Here is a 16,089-nt window from a genome sequence, read left to right on the forward strand (position 1 = left end):
CCGTACGCATCCGATCCCCCGCGCGCCGGGCGGGGAGGGGCTGGTGGGGCGGGGCGGGCCGGGTTCGCGGGGCCTGTCGGGTGCCGCCGGGGGCGGGCCCGCCCGGGGTCGTCTTCCGGGGCGGCTACCGGGGCCGGGCTGCCCTGCGGCGGCCGGGCTCCCGCTCGCTTCCGGTCCGTCCCGGCTCAGTCTCCGGTGCCGTCCCCCCGCGGGGGCGCCGGGCGGGCGCCCCGGTCCGCCGCTCGTCTGCGGTGGCGGGCGACGCGTTCGCGGTTGCCGCAGACGCCGCTGGAGCACCAGCGGCGGCGCCGGCCGCGGGAGGTGTCCAGGAAGAGGAGGCGGCAGCGGGCGCCCTCGCAGCGGCGCAGCCGGTCCCGGGTGGCGTGGTCGGTGAGGAGGTCGACGGCGTCGCGGGCGACGGCGGCGAGCAGCGCGGCGCGGTCGGCCGGGCGGGCGAGCCGCGGGGCGAGGGCGCCGTCCGGGCCGCGGACGGCCTGGACGGCGGGCGGGCCGGCGGCCGCGGCGGTGGCGTTGAGCAGGTCCAGATCGATCACGGCGTCGCCGCCGGTCAGTTCGGCGTGCAGGACCCGCCGCACCACCTCCCGTAACCCCCGGAAACGCGCCACCCAGCGACTGTTGACCCCGTCCAGCGCGGTATCCGCGGGGACCACACCGGAGCCGGTCAGCCAGCGTTTCAACTGCTCGGGTCCGGTGAGGAGTTCGCCCGGCGGGCCGGAGGTGGCCAGCAGGTCCAGGCAGATCCGCCCGCAGTCGAACCGCAGGCCCTCGTCAGGCGCCGCCATGCTCCTGATCACTCCTTCGGAATCGAGGATGCGTCTTCCAGGGTGCCCGGCGCCGCGGGCCGCCGTCACCCACCGCGCCGGGGCGGCCGGGCCCGCCCGGCGGGGCCGGCCCGCACCCCTGCCGCGCCCCGCCCCCTCTCCCGTACGGCGAACAGACCGGACACACAAGACCGTTGACGCTCCCGCGCGCGAGGTGTCGCCGCACGCGTCGATCTATACATTCCGCGTATACAGCTGATGTACAGTCCGGCCGTGGCGTCGCGGAAAGCCCCTGTTTCCGCCCGGCCGGGCATGCCGTGTCGCCGACCGGCGCCCGGTCGGCCCGCCCGCATCCGAAGGACGAAGGTCACCATGTCGCGCACCCCTTTGCACACCAACCGGTCGAGCCTGTCCCACAAGGTCGGCTACGCGGTCCGCAACCCGGCGAAGATCGCCCCGTACGTCCGGCGCACCGCGCGTGACACCTGGCTGCGGCTGCGCCACCCCGGGCACGTCGCCTACTACCGCGCCGTGATGGCGTCCGACGCGGGCCGCAACCCGGAGGCGGCGGTGGGCAGCCGCACCCACGAACGGTGGCTGGCGCTCGGGCAGATGCAGTTCGACTACCTCACGGAACACGGGCTGACGCCGCAGCACCGGATGCTCGACATAGGCTGCGGCAACCTCCGGGCCGGCTGGCGCTTCATCGCCCACCTCGACCCCGGCCACTACTACGGCATCGACATCTCGCCGGACATCCTGATCTCCGCGAAGCAGACCCTGACCACCTACGAACTCCAGGACAAGCTGCCGCACCTGACGATCGTCCAGGACCTGAAGCTGGACTTCCTGCCGTCCGGCCACTTCGACGTCGTCCACGCGCACAGCGTCTTCTCGCACTCGCCGCTCCCCGTCATCGACGAATGCTTCGCGCACGTCGGCCGTGTCCTGGCGCCCGGCGGCTTCTTCGACTTCACCTTCGACCGTACCGAGGGCGCCGAACACCAGGTGCTGCGCGAGGACTTCTACTACCGCACCGAGACGCTGATCCGCCTCGCGGAGAAGCACGGTCTCCGCGCCCGCTTCATGGACGACTGGGAGACCCGCAAGCACGGCCAGTCCAAGATCCGGGTGACGAATCCGGAGTGAGACCGGGGCCGGGGCGGGGCCGCGGCCTCCCTCACGGATGGCGGGCGCCGCCCCCGAGGGCCGCGCCCGCGAGGCACCGGGCCCGGCCCCCTGAGAACCGTCGTCCCTCCCGTAGGGAAATCCCCCCGATCCCGTACGGGAGGGACGGCGTCCCGTAGGGGGCGCAATCCGCCCCTTGCGGGCCGGAGCCGGGCCGCACGGCCCCGAGGAACGCCGTGAGAACTCGTGAACTCGTGAGGCCCGTCCCGTGAGGGGAAAGCCGCCCCCGTGAGGCCATCGCCCGCCCCCCCCCGAGACCGGGGCTTCCCCCGCGTCAGGGCCGCGCAGCCGGAGCGGCGCCCCTACGCGCCCCCGTACTTGTCCGTGTCCGCGTGCGGGTCGAGCGCCAGCCGGTAGCCGCGTTTGACGACCGTGTGGATCAGCTTCGGGTCACCCAGGGCCGTCCGCAGCCGGGCCATCGCCGTCTCGACCGCGTGCTCGTCCCGCCCGGCGCCGGGCAGTACGCGCAGCAGCTCGGCGCGGGGGACCACCCAGCCCGGCCGTCCGGCCAGCGCCCGCAGCAGCGCCATCCCGGCCGGCGGCACCGGCCGCAGCACACCGTCGAGCAGTACCGCCCGGCCCCGGATCTCCAGCCGCCGCCCGGCCACCGGCAACCGCCGCGCCCGGCCCGGCAGCTCCCGGCACAGCAGCTGCACCAGCGGCCCGATCCGGAACCGTTCGGGCTGGAGCGTGGGGATGCCGTACTCCTGGAGCGGCAGCGCGGTGACCGGCCCCACGCACACCGCCGGGACCTCCCGCACCAGCGCCGCCACCACCGCGTCCCGCATCCCGCGCTCCGCCGCCCGGCGCAGCAGCGAACTGGCCGCCGGAGCGCTGGTGAACGTCACCGCGTCCAGCCCGTGCCCGGTCAGCGCGTCCAGCAGCCGGTCCACCGGCCCCAGATCCTCCGGCGGCAACCAGCGGTAGACCGGCACCCCGACCACCTCCGCCCCGGCCGCCCGCAGCGCCTCGACGAAACCGGGCAGCGGCTCACCGTGCAGCTGGACCGCGATCCGCTGCCCGCGCACCCCGTCCGCCAGCAGCCGGTCGAGGACCTCCGCCATCGACTCGGACGCCGGTGACCACTTCTCCCGCAGTCCGGCGGCCCGGACCGCACCGCGCACCTTCGGGCCGCGCGCCAGCAGCTCCACCCGGGCCAACCGGTCCAGCAGCGCCTCGCCCAGACCCCAGCCCTCGGCCGCCTCGATCCAGCCGCGGAACCCGATGCCGGTGGTCGCGATGACGGCGTCCGGCGGATGCGCGAGCAGGGCGCGGGTGGCGGTCAGCAGCTCGGAGTCGTCGGCGAGCGGCACGATCCGCAGCGCCGGTGCGTACACCACCTGCGCGCCGCGCCGCTCCAGCAGCGCCCCCAGCTCCTCGGCCCGCCGCGCCGCGGTCACCCCGACGGCGAACCCGGCCAGCGGCGGCGCCTCACCCGCCCCGCCGGCACCGCTCACCCCGCCGGCACCATCCGCCGCGGCGCCACTCGCCCCGTCGGCACCGCACGGGCCGGAGCCCGCTCCGCCCCCGGCCCCGCCGGTCCCCGCGTCCGTCCCCGTCTCCCGCTGCGCCTCGTCCATGTCCGTCGTCCCGTTCCGCCCCGCATCGTGTGATCCCCGTCCGCCGCCGGCCCCGCCGCGGCTCGGGCGGCACCGGGCCCCCGAGTCTGCCAACGTCTCATGTCGGCCACGGACCACCGGGATTTCCCACCTGTTACGGGACGATTGCCGCGACCGGCACCGCCACCCGCCCCTCCCCCGCACCACGGGCCCGGGGACCACCGTGCGCCACACCGGATGTATACGACCCGCTCGTGGCGGAACACCGCCGGGGAGCGTCGCCGGGCACCGTCCGGGGCAAGCGTTCCCCGGACGCCCCGCCCTCATCCGCCACGGCCGACGCCCCGGCAATTCCCCTGAAAACCAGGGAAAAACGGGCACCGGCGGCGCACGGGCGGGCCGGTAGACTCCCTCCGCGATCGGCCCGGACCCGCCGGACCGGCCGGTCGGACCGGCTGACCGGAGCGCCCGGTCGGTCTCCGCACACCGGGGGAAGCGCATGCAGTGGTGGGAGTGGGCGGTCGTCGTCCTCGCCGTGGTGTTCCTCGGCTGGTTCGCCGTCGGCCATCTCGTCCGGTCACTGCGGCAGACCGCCGGTTCGCTGACGGAGAGCTACCGCAGGCTCCGCGAACTGTTCCGCTGAGCGGCACATCCCGTAGGGGACGCTCCCGGACCCGTACGGGACGGACGGCAGCCCCGTACGGGACGGCGGCCACCCCGTAAGGGCTCCGGGAGAGATCCACCCCGGTCCGCCCGCCACCGGCCACCACCGGCCGCCGGAAGAGTCCGGCCCTACGTCGTGAGAGTTCAGGAGGACGCGTGATTCCGTTCCTGGGGATCCTGCTCGTCGGTATCGGCGTGGTGAGCGCCTTCCAGATGCTGCGGGCGAAGAAACGCGTCCGCACGATGATCACCACCGAGACGCTGTCGTCGCAGGAGCTGTCGCAGCTGCACCGGGCGGCGCTCGACGCGGTCGGGCCGGGCGCGTTCCGGCAGCTCACCGAGGTCGCCGGGGTCGTCCGCCCGTCCGGCGCCGGACCGCTGACCTCGGAGCTGAACAAGACCGAGTGCGTCTGGTACCGCACCCGCGTCACCCGCAAGTTCGAAACCCGCGGCAGCCGGCCCAACCAGCGGCGGCGGCGCACCGAGGTGGTCTCCGACTTCCTCAGCCCCACCCCGTTCCTCGTCGAGGACGCCTCGGGCCGCACCACCGTCCTGCCCGGGGACCAGGTCATCGAGCACGCCGCGAAGACCCACGACCGGTTCGAGGTCTACCGGCCCGGCCACGACAAACCCCTCGGCCTCCTCGACATCCCCGGCATCACCCGCAACGAACGCACCCTCGGCTTCCAGCAGGAGGAGTGGACGGTCGCCCCCGGCACCCGCTGCTACGTACGCCGCGAGGCCCGCGACGACGAGGGCGGCACGCTGACGGTCTCCGCCCCCAAGGACGGCAGCCCCTTCCTGATGGCCGCCATGTCCGAGCAGGACCTCCTCGCCACCGAACGCCGCAAGTCCCTCGTCTTCCGCGTCCTGACCATGTTCTGCACCCCCGTCGGCGCGCTCCTGCTCGCCCTGGCGTACGCGCTGTAGCCGCCCCCGGGGAGCGAACGGCGCGGGCGCCCGGGACCACCGGGGCGCCCGCCCGCCCTTCCCGCACCGCCCGGCGGCGCGCCTTCCACAGCCGTCCCGCTCCGCGGCGGCCCCGCCGTCACTCCCCCGCCTCGACCCCCATCACCGCCGCGTCCCCCTCCGGGAGCCACACCGGCCCCTCGGGGACCGTCAGCCAACCGCCCTCACAGGCCAGCTCGCGGGCGGCGGCGCGCAGGGCGTCGAGGCCGGGATGGCGCAGCCCCCGGCGCCACACCATGCTCACCGGTGACAGCGGAACCGGTTCCACCAGTGGGCGCAGCACCATCCCGGGCACCTCGATGAACTCCGTGCTCGCCAGCACCGACCAGCCCCGTTTCCGTACCGTCCGGGCGAACTCCCGCTCCCCGTCGATCTCCGGGAACGGCGCGGCCATGGCCACGCCCCGCCCCGCGAAGAGCCGCGCCGCCAGGTCCGTCCACTCCGTCGTCCGCGGATTGCCGGCGGCCGCGTACAGCGTCTCCCCGGCCAGCGCGGCGAGCGGCACCCCCGCCCGCCCGGCCAGCGGATGCCCCGCGTCCAGCAACACCGCCATCGGCTCCAGCCGCACCGGCTGCTGCGCCAGCCCGGCCCGCGCCCCGGGCGCGAGACCGGCGTACCGGCCGAACGAGACGTCCAGCCGCCCGGCCGCGATCTCCTCCGCCGCGCCCGCCAGCCCGCCGTGGAACCGCGCCACCAGCTCACAGCTGTCCGGCAGCCGCTCACGGGCCGCCTCCAGCACCCGGTGCCCGGTACCGGCCTGCGCCCCGACATCGACCAGCAGCGGCCGCCCGGCGTCCGCCCGGAACGCGTCGGCCAGCGCGTCGTGCGCCGCCAGCACCCGGAGCGCGTACGGCAGCAGCCGCGCACCGTCCGCCGTCAGCACCACCCGCCGCGTCGTCCGGACGAACAGGCTCGCCCCCACCTCCCGCTCCAGTCGCCGCACATCCCGGCTGAGCGCTTGCTGGGCGACGTAGAGCCGGGCCGCGGCACGGGTGAAGTGGAGCTCTTCGGCGACGGCGGTGAACGCGCGCAGCAACCGGGGGTCGATATCGCGGGGCATCCCGCCAGCGTTCCAGCCGGGCCCGGGACTCACAACAGCGTTGCGTGAATGACGCGTTGACAGGTGTTGGACGCACCGCGCCGCCCGGGGCCACGGTGAAGGTGTGATCCTCTTCCTCGCCGCCCGCCCGGTCACCGCCCGCCCCCCGCGCACCCGCCGCCCCTCCACCCTCGCCCCGTACGCCCGGCTCTTCGCCCGGCCCGGCACCCGCGCGTTCACCGCCGCCGGGCTGCTGGCGCGACTGCCGATGGGCATGCTGAACGTCAGCGCGCTGCTGATGATCGCCCGCATCCACGGCTCGTACGCGCTGGCCGGAGCGGTCACCGCCACCGCCCTCGCCGCCACCGCGGTCGTCGGCCCCTGGACGGCGCGGCTCGTCGACCGGTACGGCCAGGCCCGCGTCGCCGTCCCGGCCACCGCCCTCGCCGTCACCGGCTCCCTCGCCCTGGTGCTGTGCGTCCGCGGCGCCGCCCCCGCCTGGACGCTCTTCCTCTGCGCCGCGGCGACCGCCACCACCCCCAACACCGGCGGGATGGCCCGCGCCCGCTGGGCGTATCTGCTCCGCGACGACCCGGCCGCCCGCCACACCGCCCACTCCTTCGAACAGGCCGCGGACGAACTCTGCTTCCTCCTCGGCCCGTTGCTGGCCACCCTGCTGTGCACCACGGTCTTCCCCGAGGCCGGCACCACCGTCGCCGCGGCCCTGCTGCTCACCGGCGTCCTGCTCCTCGCCACCCAGCGCCGCACCGAACCACCCGTCACCGCGGCCACCCGCCGCACCCGCTCCCCGCTCCGCACCCCGGGCCTGCCCCCGCTGCTGGCCGTCTTCACCGCCACCGGCGCGGTCTTCGGCTCCCTGGAGGTGATCACCGTCGCGTACGCCGACGGGCACGGCGCCCGGTCCGCTGCCGGGGCGATGCTCGCACTCCAGGCGGCCGGCTCCTGTGCCGCGGGTCTGCTGTGCGGACTGCGGCCACCCGCCGGGAGGCCGCACCGGCGCCTGGTCGCCGCACTTGCCGCGATGGCCGCGCTGCTGACGGCCGTACCGCTCGCCGCCGCCACCGGCCGGCTGCCGCTCGTCGCCGCGGCGCTCCTCGTCGCCGGGATGGCCACCGCCCCCGCCATGATCGCCGGAATGGCGCTGCTGACGGCCCGCACGCCCCCGGAGCGGCTGAACGAGGGGATGACGCTGGCGGTGACGGCGCTGCTGACCGGCATCGCGGCCGGTTCGGCGGCCGGCGGCCGCACCGTGGACGCGCTGCCGCCCGGCGCCGCGGGCCCGTACGCCGTCCCCGTCGCGGCGGCGGCCCTCGCCCTCGCGGTGGCACTGGCGACGACGCGCCGCCCGGCCCCGGCTCGGGCGCCCGCGGAAACGACTCAGGCCCCGGCGTCCTGACGGACATCCGGGGCCTGGGCCTCACATGGGAATTGTGGAGATGGCGGGAATCGAACCCGCGTCCAACGGTGCGGAATCAGGGCTTCTCCGAGTGCAGTCCGCTGCGATTTTCTCGGCCCCGGAGATCACGCGGACAAGTCTCCGACGGGCTCAGTCACTGTTTGATTTCCTTCTGAACCCCGTGACCGGGATCAGAAGTTTAGTTCCCTAGCTGATGCCAGGATCCGGGTCGGGAACAGCCCCGGGCTGACACTTCGCAGGTCGCTACTTAGGCAGCGAGGGCGAAGGAATCGCGCTTGGTGTTGGCGATTATTGGTTGCGACATATGGTTAACGAGATCATTGCCGCTTCCTCGACTCGCTTCCCCTGCTTCGACATCCGCTGTCGAAACCGATCATCCCCATGTTGTTTTTTCAAAAGCACCGCGCCCGGCCCGGCAGAGCCGGACAACGGTCACGGGACCGCACACCCTCGCTGGGGTGCGTAGCCATCGTACGTGAACAACGCGCGACGGTGCCAGCGTATTCCGGGGCCGGCGGCGGGTGGCCGGCCCGGTGCGTCCATCGCCGCGTCAACCGCGCTGGCGACGGCGTGCGGCGGAGACCGCGCGCTCCGCCTCACGGCGGTCCTGCTGCTCTCGGAGGGTCTGCCGCTTGTCGTACTCCTTCTTGCCCTTGGCGAGCGCGATCTCGACCTTCGCCCGGCCGTCCTTGTTGAAGTAGAGCGCCAGCGGCACGACCGTATGACCGGATTCCTGGCTCTTCATCTCCAGCTTGTCGATCTCCGCGCGGTGCATCAGCAGCTTCCGCTTCCGGCGGGCCGCGTGGTTGGTCCAGGTGCCCTGTGCGTATTCGGGAATGTGCACGTTGTGCAGCCACGCCTCGTTGCCGTCGATGTGGACGAAACCGTCGACGAGCGAGGCACGGCCTTGCCGCAGCGACTTCACCTCGGTGCCGCTGAGCACCAGACCGCACTCATACGTGTCCAGAATGTGGTAATCGTGGCGCGCTTTCTTGTGCTGTGCGACGAGCTTGCGCCCGGGATCCTTGTCCTTGCCCTTTTGCTTAGCCATAGTGCGGCCATTTTCGCACTACGCCCCCGTGCCGAGGCCACTCAATACCGTGACCGCCCGCGCGGTCGCGCCGTCCTCGGCGGTGAGGTCCGGGGTGATCCCGTGCCCGTCGACCGTCCGCCCCGCCGGGGTGCGGTAATGGCCGACGGTCAGCTCCGCGACCGACCCGTCCGGCAGCGTGCTGGGCATCTGCACCGACCCCTTCCCGAAGGTCGGCGAGCCGACGACCACCGCCCGGCCCCGGTCCTGGAGCGCCCCGGCCAGCAGCTCGGCGGCGCTCATCGTGCCGCCGTCGACCAGCACCACCAGCGGCGTCCGGGTGTTCCCGCCGCCACCCGCGTACAGCGCCCGCTGCCGGCCGTGCACGTCGTACGTGGCGACCAGCCCGCCGTCCAGGAACGCGGAGGCGGCGGTGGTGGCCTCGTCGACCAGACCGCCGGTGTTGCCGCGCAGGTCCAGCAGGAGACCGGCACCGGGCGGCGCGGCGCGCACCGCGTCCCGGATCGCCGCGCCGCTGCCCTTGGTGAACGCCTCGGCCCTGATCCGCACCGGGCCCGACGCCCCGGCCGGGCGGTCGGTGGTGACGTCCTGGCTGCGCAGCCGGGCGCGGCGGACGGTGGTGCTCCACTTCCGGGTGCCGCGCCGCAGCGTCAGCTTCACCGGCGTACCGGCCCGGCCCCGCCCGGCCTCGGCACCGCCCCGGCCGTCACCGTCACCGCGGAGCATCGCGACGACCTCGGTGACCGGGCGGCCCCGGACCGGCCGTCCGTCGATCGCCGTCAGCTGATCTCCCCGGGCCGTCCCGGCGCGGGCCGCGGGCCCGCCGGACTGCACCCGCGAGACCTCCATCCGGCCGCCGCGCACCTGCCGCAGCCAGAGCCCGACGCCGACGTAGTCCCCGTCGAGCTGCCGCTGGAAGTCCTCGAACTCACCGGCGGTGTAGATCGTCGACCAGCGGTCCCCGCTGCGGCTGACCACCTCGGCCGCCGCCTGCGCCCCGGACTTCCCGGCGGCCATCGCCTCCGCCGCCGCCTTCTCGACCGCCGCCCGGTCAGCCGTACGGCTCCCCTGCGCGGCGGACGGAGCGGGGCGGGGGTGCGGGGTGCGGCCGGAGTGCCAGCTGCCCACCGCGGCGCCGGTCGCCAGCACGGCGGCGAGCGTCAACGCCGGCACCGCCCCGCGGCGGATACGGCGGGATCTGACGAACAGACACGGGCCGGACATGGCGGTGAGTCTAGGCGAGACAAAGGCGCCGCACGGTGAGTTGACCGTACGGCGCCTGGTGTCAGCGGTTGGCGGATGTCACACCTTGAGGTACTTGCGCAAGGCGAAGAACGCGGCGAAGGCGGGCATCACCAGACCGATGAGGAGGATCAGCGGCAGCACCGAAACGACCGAATCCCACCCGATGAAGTCGACGACCTTGATCTTCTCCGCCAGCCAGTTGTTGATCAGGGCGTACTTGCCGCCGACGATCAGCACGCAGGCGAACGCGGCACCGATCAGCCCCGCGATCGCCGCCTCCATGATGAACGGCATCTGGATGTAGAAGCTGGACGCGCCGACCAGCCGCATGATGCCGGTCTCCCGGCGGCGGCTGAACGCCGACACCCGGACGGTGTTGACGATCAGCAGCAGCGCCACGACCAGCATCAGGCCCATGACGCAGAGCGCCGCGATCCGCATTCCGTCGAGGAGGTTGAACAGCGGCTCGACGGTGTCACGTTGGTCCTGGACCTCCTGGACACCGGGCCGCTCGGAGAACGCCGACTTGATGACCTCGTACTTCGTCGGGTCCTTCAGCTTGACCCGGAAGGACTCCGGCAGCTGGTCGGGCGTGACCAGACCGGCGACGGGCGTGTCGCCGAACTGCTCCTTGTAGTGCTTGTACGCCTGGTCGCTGGACTCGAACAGGACCGGCTTCTGCACGATCGGCAGCCGCTCCAGGTCCGCTTTGATCTCCGCCTTCTGCTGCTCGGTCGCGGCGCCCTTGGCGCAGTTGGCGCCGGAGGTGTCGTTCTTGTTGCAGAAGAAGATGGAGACGTTGACCTTGTCGTACCAGTAGCCCTTCATGGTGTCGACCTGGTCGCTCATCAGCAGCGAGGCGCCGAACAGGCCGAGCGAGAGGGCTACGGAGACGATGACGGCGAAGGTCATCGTGAGGTTTCGGCGGAGACCGACGCCGATCTCCGACAGGACGAACTGGGCGCGCATGGCGTCCTTTCAGTACTGGGGGCCGTACACGCTTAGTGCTGGTAGCCGTACACACCGCGCGACTGGTCGCGGACGAGGCGGCCCTTTTCGAGTTCCATGACCCGCTTGCGCATCTGGTCGACGATCTGCTGGTCGTGGGTGGCCATGACCACCGTCGTACCGGTCCTGTTGATCCGGTCCAGCAGCTTCATGATGCCGACGGAGGTCTGCGGGTCGAGGTTGCCGGTCGGCTCGTCCGCGATGAGGAGCATGGGGCGGTTGACGAAGGCGCGCGCGATGGCGACGCGCTGCTGCTCACCACCGGAGAGCTCACCCGGCATCCGGTCCTCCTTGCCGCCGAGACCGACGAGTTCGAGGACCTCGGGGACCGTCTTGCGGATCTGGCCGCGCGGTTTGCCGATGACTTCGAGGGCGAACGCGACGTTCTGGCCCACCGTTTTGTTGGGGAGGAGCCGGAAATCCTGGAAGACGGTGCCCAACTGGCGGCGCATCTGCGGCACCTTCCAGTTGGACAGCTTCGCGAGGTCCTTCCCCAGGACGTGCACGGCACCGTGGCTGGCGCGCTCCTCGCGCAGCAGCAGTCGCAGGAAGGTGGACTTACCGGAGCCCGAGGAGCCCACCAGGAAGACGAACTCGCCGCGCTCGATCTCCAGGGACACATCCCTGAGGGCGGGGCGGTTCTGCTTCGGGTAAGTCTTGGAGACGTTGTCGAATCGGATCACTTAAGACACCACGGTCGACCTGGATAGGGACACGGGTTGCCGGGTTGCGGCTCCCGTCGGTGTGCGTGACCCTACGCGAACCTCACACGGCGACGTAGCCGGTGGTCCTGGTTGGTGCGTTTGCTCACGGCGTCCACGGGACAAAACCAGTCCATTCCGGCGGGACGCGCCGTTCCGTGACCGAGCTGGCACAGTGGTAGAGGAACACTCACGTCCCCCTGAACGTTGGGGGCGGAGGAGAAGGAGGTCGCATGACGTACGACCGATTGGTGTGCGCCAACTGCGCGGCCCCTGTGAACGAGGGCCGCTGCCCCGTGTGCCGCGCCAGCCGGGAGCGGCTCCAGCAGCAGAGCCCGTTCGCCCAGGTCAACCCGGCCTTGCTGGTGGCGCTGCTGGTGGCCGTCGTCGCGGTGGCGCTGCTGCTGCAGCAGGCCGTCTGAGCCGGCGGCGCGCCCGCGCGGTGACAGCGGGTGAGGTGTCCGGTACGGCCCGAGGGCCCGGAGCGCGGGTGCGCTGCGGGCCCTCGGTCGTGGTGCGACGGGTCGGCGTCAGGCCGCGGCCGCGCCACCGCCGTTCTTGTTGATCAGGCGGGGCATCAGGCGGAAGCCGATACCACCGGCGATCATCGTCGCGGCGCCCACGAGCAGGAAGGTCGTGCCGGAGGCACCGGTCTCGGCCAGCTCGCCGCCCTTGGGCTGCTGCTTGGCCGGGCCGGGGGTGTCCCCGATCTGCTCGTTGGCCTGGCCCGGCTGCTCGATCGGCTTGCTGCCGGCGTTGTCGGTGCCGGTGCCGTCGCCGGTGGAGCCGCCGGTGCCGTGGCCGCCGGTGGAACCGCCGTCGCCGTGACCGCCGGTGTTACCGCCGTCGCCGTGACCGCCGGTGTTACCGCCGTTGCCGTGGCCACCGGTGTTGCCACCGTTGCCGTGACCGCCGTCGGTGCCGCCGTTGTCCTGGCCACCGTCGGTGGAGCCGCCGTCCGTGGAGCCACCGTCGGTCGAGCCACCGTCGGTGCTGCCACCGTCCGTGGAGCCGCCGTCGGTCGAGCCGCCGTCGGTGCTACCGCCGTCGGTGGAACCGCCGTCGTCGCTGCCGCCGATCCAGCCGCCGTCGTCGCCGCCGTCGTCGCTGCCACCGTCGGTACCGGCGATGGAGCTGCCACCGTCGGTGCCCGCGATGGAGCCGCCGTCGTCCTGGCCGCCGTCCTCACCGCCGGTGGTGCCGCCGTTGTCGTCGCCGCCGGTGGTGCCGCCGTCGTCGTCGTGGCAGAACAGGTCCAGCAGGCCGCACTCGCTGCTGCTGGACTGAGGCGTCGCCGCGGAGGCCGCGCCGGCCGCGGTGAGCGACGCACCGGCCGCGATCACCGCACCGGCCGCAATGCGCGCCACGCGCAGCCGCGTCTTCTTGGTCATATGTCTGCTACCCCCAGTAGCTGAACTCGTCATGGAGCATGCCGTACGGGGGTGTGGACCGGGGTGTACACGAGTCCTGGCGCCGCTCTCGGGCGGGCCCCTCATCTCCCCGTTCACACGCGCACCCCGGACAGACGCATGCCGCGCACAGCCTTCCCAGTTCTCCCCGCAACGTCAAGGTCGAATAAAGTCCCGACGTCCGAAAGAGTAGGAATTGGGCGTTACATGGACGTACGACTGTGACCTAACCGCCGAAAGCAAAAACAACTGCCCTCCGGGGAGGAGCAGTTGTTTCTACGTCAGAAAGGTGCGAACGGGAGGAAGCGGACAGGCCGCCGGGCCGTGCGCCGGGGGAACTACTCCCCCGCGCCCTGCTCCTGCTGCTTGCGCCAGCGGATGCCCGCCTCCAGGAAGCCGTCGATGTCGCCGTCGAGGACGGCCGTGGGGTTACCGACCTCGAACTCCGTCCGCAGGTCCTTGACCATCTGGTACGGGTGCAGGACGTAGGAACGCATCTGGTTGCCCCAGGAGTTGCCGCCGTCGCCCTTGAGCGCGTCCATCTTCGCCTGCTCCTCCTGGCGGCGGCGCTCGAGGAGCTTGGCCTGGAGGACGTTCATCGCGGTCGCCTTGTTCTGGATCTGCGAGCGCTCGTTCTGGCAGGAGACGACGATGCCGGTGGGGATGTGCGTCAGGCGGACCGCGGAGTCCGTGGTGTTGACGCCCTGGCCGCCGGGGCCGGAGGAGCGGTAGACGTCGACCCGCAGCTCGGACTCGTCGATCTCGATGTGGTCGGTCTGCTCGACGACCGGGAGCACCTCGACGCCGGCGAACGACGTCTGGCGGCGGCCCTGGTTGTCGAAGGGCGAGATGCGCACCAGGCGGTGGGTGCCCTGCTCGACCGAGAGGGTGCCGTAGGCGTACGGGACGTTCACGGCGAAGGTGGTCGACTTGATGCCGGCCTCTTCGGCGTACGACGTCTCGTACAGCTCGGTCTTGTAGCCGTGGCGCTCGGCCCAGCGGAGGTACATCCGCTGGAGCTTCTCGGCGAAGTCGGCGGCGTCGACGCCACCGGCCTCGGCGCGGATGTTGACGACCGCCTCGCGGGAGTCGTACTCGCCGGAGAGGAGGGTACGGACCTCCAGCTCGTCGACCGCCTTGCGGACGGCGGCCAGCTCGCTCTCGGCCTCGGCGCGGGTGTCCTCGTCGCCCTCGTCCTCGGCCAGCTCGAAGAGGACCTCCAGGTCGTCGACGCGGCCGCGCAGCTCCTCGGCGCGGCGCAGCTGGCCCTGGAGGTACGAGAGGCGGCTGGTGATCTTCTGGGCGCTCTCCGGGTCGTCCCACAGGGACGGGGCCGCGGCCTGCTCCTCGAGCACGGCGATATCGGCCCGCATCCTGTCGAGGTCCAGGACGGCCTCGATCGACCCCATGGTCGAGGAGAGGGACTTCAGCTCTTCGGAAACATCGACGACTGCCACGCACCCAGCCTAACGGCTGACGCCGACAGTGTGCCCCGGCCCCGTCAGGGCGCCGCCGGACCGGACTGTTCGATGCCGGGGCCCGCGTCTCCCGTATCGCCGTCGCCCGAGGTCAGCCAGGTGCCCAGGCCCACCGCGGCGAGCAGGGCGACGGCCGCGGCGCCGAGCCGGACGCGGCGGCGGCGCACCGCCTCCGGTGACGAGCGGTGACGGGCCGACCCCGCGCGGCGCTCGCCCGGCGCGCGGGGGGCGCGGGCGGTGCCGTGCGCGCCGCCGGCCAGTTCGTCCGGGCCGGGGACCCGCATGCTGGTGTGCGTCTCGCGGTTCGAGTCGGGGGCCGCGCCCTGGACGAGCGCCACGGAGCCGCGCGCCGGGGTGGCCTCACCCGCCGTGGCCGTACCGGCGTCGGCGCTCCGGGGGGCGGGCTCGTCCTCGGCGACGCCGTCCGGGCCCTCCTCGTCGTCCGGCTCGTCGATGTCGAGGGGCGGCATACCGGCCAGCCCGGGAAGCAGTTCGCGCAGGCGGGCGGCCAGCTCGGGGGCGCGCAGCCGGGAGGCGGGCGCCTTGGCGAGGCACTGGAGGAGCAGCTGCCACAGCTCGTCCGGGATACCGGGCAGCGGCGCCACCCGCTCGGTGACATGGCGGCGCAGCACGGCTCCGGGGTGGCCGCCGCCGAACGGCGTGAACCCGGCGAGCAGCTCGTACAGGACGGTGGCCAGCGCGTAGACGTCGACGGAGGCGCGCGGCGGGAGGCCCTCGATGATCTCGGGGGCGAGGTAGTCGGGGGTGCCGATGACCTTGGCCGAGCGGAGGGTGGCGGGGCCGGAGCCGGACGCGGGCTGGGGCAGGCGGCGCGGGGAGTCGACGAGGCGGGCGATGCCGAAGTCGGTGAGGAGGGCGGGGTGCGCGCCACCGGGGCCGAGGGGGCCCTGCATGTCCAGGAGGATGTTCTCCGGCTTGACGTCGCGGTGGACGATCCGGGCGGCGTGCGCGGCGGCGAGCGCGTCCGCGACGTCGGCGGCGATGGCGACGGCCGCCTCCGGGGCCAGCCGCCGTTCGCGCTCCAGGCGGGTGCGCAGGTCGGTGCCGCGGACCAGGTCCATGACCAGGGCCAGGTCGTTGCCGTCGACGACCAGGTCGCGTACGCCGACGACCCTCGGGTGGTCCAGGCTCAGCAGCGCCGTCCGCTCCTGGACGAAGCGGCCGACCAGCTCCTGGTCGGAGGCGAGGTCCTCACGCAACAGCTTGATGGCCACGGCCCCGTCGGGGCCCTCGCCCAGCCATACCGTGCCCGCACTGCCGCGCCCCAGGATCTGGTGGGCGGTGTACCGGCTGCCGATCTTCCGTGCCAAGACTGCTCCGACGTGTCGGGCCCCCGAGCGTCCTGCGGGGGCTGAGGTTGACGTCAAAGCTACGCGGACGGCGGGGCGTTCCGTGCCCGGGACGGCGGCAACCTTCCGTTCTGGGGGAGAAATCACCGCCGGAAGTCGATAAATCCACTGGCCGACCGGGGTGTGGCGTCCGGGAGAGCTGCCCCGGACAGCACGGTGCCCCGGGTGTGTCACCCGGGGCACGCGGTC

15 protein-coding genes and 1 other RNA gene are annotated in these 16,089 nt (G+C 73.2%); 5 read left to right on the top strand and 11 right to left on the bottom strand.

Annotation, left to right across the window (positions count from 1 at the left end):
* Positions 1–185 precede the first annotated feature (185 nt).
* A complete protein-coding gene (locus ACZ4M8_RS05080; RefSeq protein ID WP_467603354.1) occupies positions 186–803 on the bottom strand; it encodes a CGNR zinc finger domain-containing protein in 618 nt (205 codons plus the stop codon).
* Positions 804–1,154: 351 nt separating this feature from the next.
* Here ACZ4M8_RS05080 and ACZ4M8_RS05085 point away from each other — a divergent pair, with 351 nt between their 5' ends.
* Positions 1,155–1,931: a class I SAM-dependent methyltransferase gene (locus ACZ4M8_RS05085; RefSeq protein WP_467603355.1), complete on the top strand. Its 777-nt coding sequence runs from the start codon at positions 1,155–1,157 to the stop codon at positions 1,929–1,931.
* A gap of 341 nt (positions 1,932–2,272) precedes the next feature.
* Here the strand turns inward: ACZ4M8_RS05085 and ACZ4M8_RS05090 are convergent, their stop codons facing one another.
* Positions 2,273–3,427 carry a uroporphyrinogen-III synthase gene (locus tag ACZ4M8_RS05090; protein ID WP_467603356.1) on the bottom strand — a complete coding sequence of 385 codons (1,155 nt, stop codon included), beginning with the start codon at positions 3,425–3,427 and terminating at the stop codon, positions 2,273–2,275.
* A 601-nt stretch (positions 3,428–4,028) separates the two neighbouring features.
* Between ACZ4M8_RS05090 and ACZ4M8_RS05095 the strand changes: the two genes are divergently transcribed.
* Entirely contained in the window at positions 4,029–4,172 is a 144-nt protein-coding gene (locus tag ACZ4M8_RS05095; RefSeq protein WP_467603358.1) for a hypothetical protein, read from the top strand.
* Positions 4,173–4,348: 176 nt separating this feature from the next.
* The gene (locus ACZ4M8_RS05100) at positions 4,349–5,122 is read left to right on the top strand and encodes a GIDE domain-containing protein (protein ID WP_467603360.1); all 774 of its coding nucleotides are present in this window, start codon (positions 4,349–4,351) and stop codon (positions 5,120–5,122) included.
* Between the two features lie 118 nt (positions 5,123–5,240).
* On the opposite strand, the gene ACZ4M8_RS05105 is transcribed toward ACZ4M8_RS05100, so the two are convergent.
* Positions 5,241–6,221: a LysR family transcriptional regulator gene (locus ACZ4M8_RS05105; RefSeq protein ID WP_467603361.1), complete on the bottom strand. Its 981-nt coding sequence runs from the start codon at positions 6,219–6,221 to the stop codon at positions 5,241–5,243.
* Positions 6,222–6,324: 103 nt separating this feature from the next.
* On the opposite strand from ACZ4M8_RS05105, the gene ACZ4M8_RS05110 reads away from it, so the two are divergent.
* Positions 6,325–7,617: an MFS transporter gene (locus ACZ4M8_RS05110; protein ID WP_467603363.1), complete on the top strand. Its 1,293-nt coding sequence runs from the start codon at positions 6,325–6,327 to the stop codon at positions 7,615–7,617.
* A gap of 32 nt (positions 7,618–7,649) precedes the next feature.
* Here ACZ4M8_RS05110 and ssrA read toward each other — a convergent pair.
* From ssrA to ftsE, 5 genes are all read right to left on the bottom strand, one after another.
* Positions 7,650–8,019: a transfer-messenger RNA gene (gene ssrA / locus ACZ4M8_RS05115) on the bottom strand.
* A 169-nt stretch (positions 8,020–8,188) separates the two neighbouring features.
* Positions 8,189–8,689 carry an SsrA-binding protein SmpB gene (gene smpB / locus ACZ4M8_RS05120; RefSeq protein ID WP_399090247.1) on the bottom strand — a complete coding sequence of 167 codons (501 nt, stop codon included), beginning with the start codon at positions 8,687–8,689 and terminating at the stop codon, positions 8,189–8,191.
* Between the two features lie 18 nt (positions 8,690–8,707).
* Positions 8,708–9,913 (bottom strand): S41 family peptidase, encoded by a 1,206-nt coding sequence (locus ACZ4M8_RS05125; protein ID WP_467603364.1) that lies wholly within the window; start codon positions 9,911–9,913, stop codon positions 8,708–8,710.
* A gap of 78 nt (positions 9,914–9,991) precedes the next feature.
* Complete coding sequence (gene ftsX, locus ACZ4M8_RS05130; protein WP_399090242.1) at positions 9,992–10,903, bottom strand: permease-like cell division protein FtsX; 912 nt, start codon at positions 10,901–10,903, stop codon at positions 9,992–9,994.
* Positions 10,904–10,935: 32 nt separating this feature from the next.
* Complete coding sequence (gene ftsE / locus ACZ4M8_RS05135) at positions 10,936–11,625, bottom strand: cell division ATP-binding protein FtsE (RefSeq protein ID WP_030287586.1); 690 nt, start codon at positions 11,623–11,625, stop codon at positions 10,936–10,938.
* 251 nt (positions 11,626–11,876) lie between these two features.
* On the opposite strand from ftsE, the gene ACZ4M8_RS05140 reads away from it, so the two are divergent.
* A complete protein-coding gene (locus ACZ4M8_RS05140; protein WP_467603366.1) occupies positions 11,877–12,065 on the top strand; it encodes a hypothetical protein in 189 nt (62 codons plus the stop codon).
* 108 nt (positions 12,066–12,173) lie between these two features.
* Here the strand turns inward: ACZ4M8_RS05140 and ACZ4M8_RS05145 are convergent, their stop codons facing one another.
* The 3 genes from ACZ4M8_RS05145 to ACZ4M8_RS05155 all read right to left on the bottom strand — a co-directional run bounded on the left by ACZ4M8_RS05145 (position 12,174) and on the right by ACZ4M8_RS05155 (position 15,861).
* Positions 12,174–13,034, bottom strand: a complete 861-nt coding sequence (locus tag ACZ4M8_RS05145) for a hypothetical protein (protein WP_467603367.1) — start codon at positions 13,032–13,034, stop codon at positions 12,174–12,176.
* A gap of 356 nt (positions 13,035–13,390) precedes the next feature.
* The gene (gene prfB / locus ACZ4M8_RS05150) at positions 13,391–14,509 is read right to left on the bottom strand and encodes a peptide chain release factor 2 (RefSeq protein WP_467603369.1); all 1,119 of its coding nucleotides are present in this window, start codon (positions 14,507–14,509) and stop codon (positions 13,391–13,393) included.
* 44 nt (positions 14,510–14,553) lie between these two features.
* Entirely contained in the window at positions 14,554–15,861 is a 1,308-nt protein-coding gene (locus ACZ4M8_RS05155) for a serine/threonine-protein kinase (RefSeq protein WP_467603370.1), read from the bottom strand.
* Positions 15,862–16,089 lie beyond the last annotated feature (228 nt).

The sequence above is a fragment of the Streptomyces sp. NPDC027185 genome, assembly GCF_055567035.1.

Coding starts and splice junctions, on each gene's coding strand:
- ACZ4M8_RS05080 (WP_467603354.1), bottom strand. CDS start 803: ATGGCGGCGCCTGACGAGGGCCTGCGGTTCGACTGCGGGCGGATCTGC.
- ACZ4M8_RS05085 (WP_467603355.1), top strand. CDS start 1,155: ATGTCGCGCACCCCTTTGCACACCAACCGGTCGAGCCTGTCCCACAAG.
- ACZ4M8_RS05095 (WP_467603358.1), top strand. CDS start 4,029: ATGCAGTGGTGGGAGTGGGCGGTCGTCGTCCTCGCCGTGGTGTTCCTC.
- ACZ4M8_RS05105 (WP_467603361.1), bottom strand. CDS start 6,221: ATGCCCCGCGATATCGACCCCCGGTTGCTGCGCGCGTTCACCGCCGTC.
- smpB (WP_399090247.1), bottom strand. CDS start 8,689: ATGGCTAAGCAAAAGGGCAAGGACAAGGATCCCGGGCGCAAGCTCGTC.
- ACZ4M8_RS05125 (WP_467603364.1), bottom strand. CDS start 9,913: ATGTCCGGCCCGTGTCTGTTCGTCAGATCCCGCCGTATCCGCCGCGGG.
- ftsX (WP_399090242.1), bottom strand. CDS start 10,903: ATGCGCGCCCAGTTCGTCCTGTCGGAGATCGGCGTCGGTCTCCGCCGA.
- ACZ4M8_RS05140 (WP_467603366.1), top strand. CDS start 11,877: ATGACGTACGACCGATTGGTGTGCGCCAACTGCGCGGCCCCTGTGAAC.
- ACZ4M8_RS05145 (WP_467603367.1), bottom strand. CDS start 13,034: ATGACCAAGAAGACGCGGCTGCGCGTGGCGCGCATTGCGGCCGGTGCG.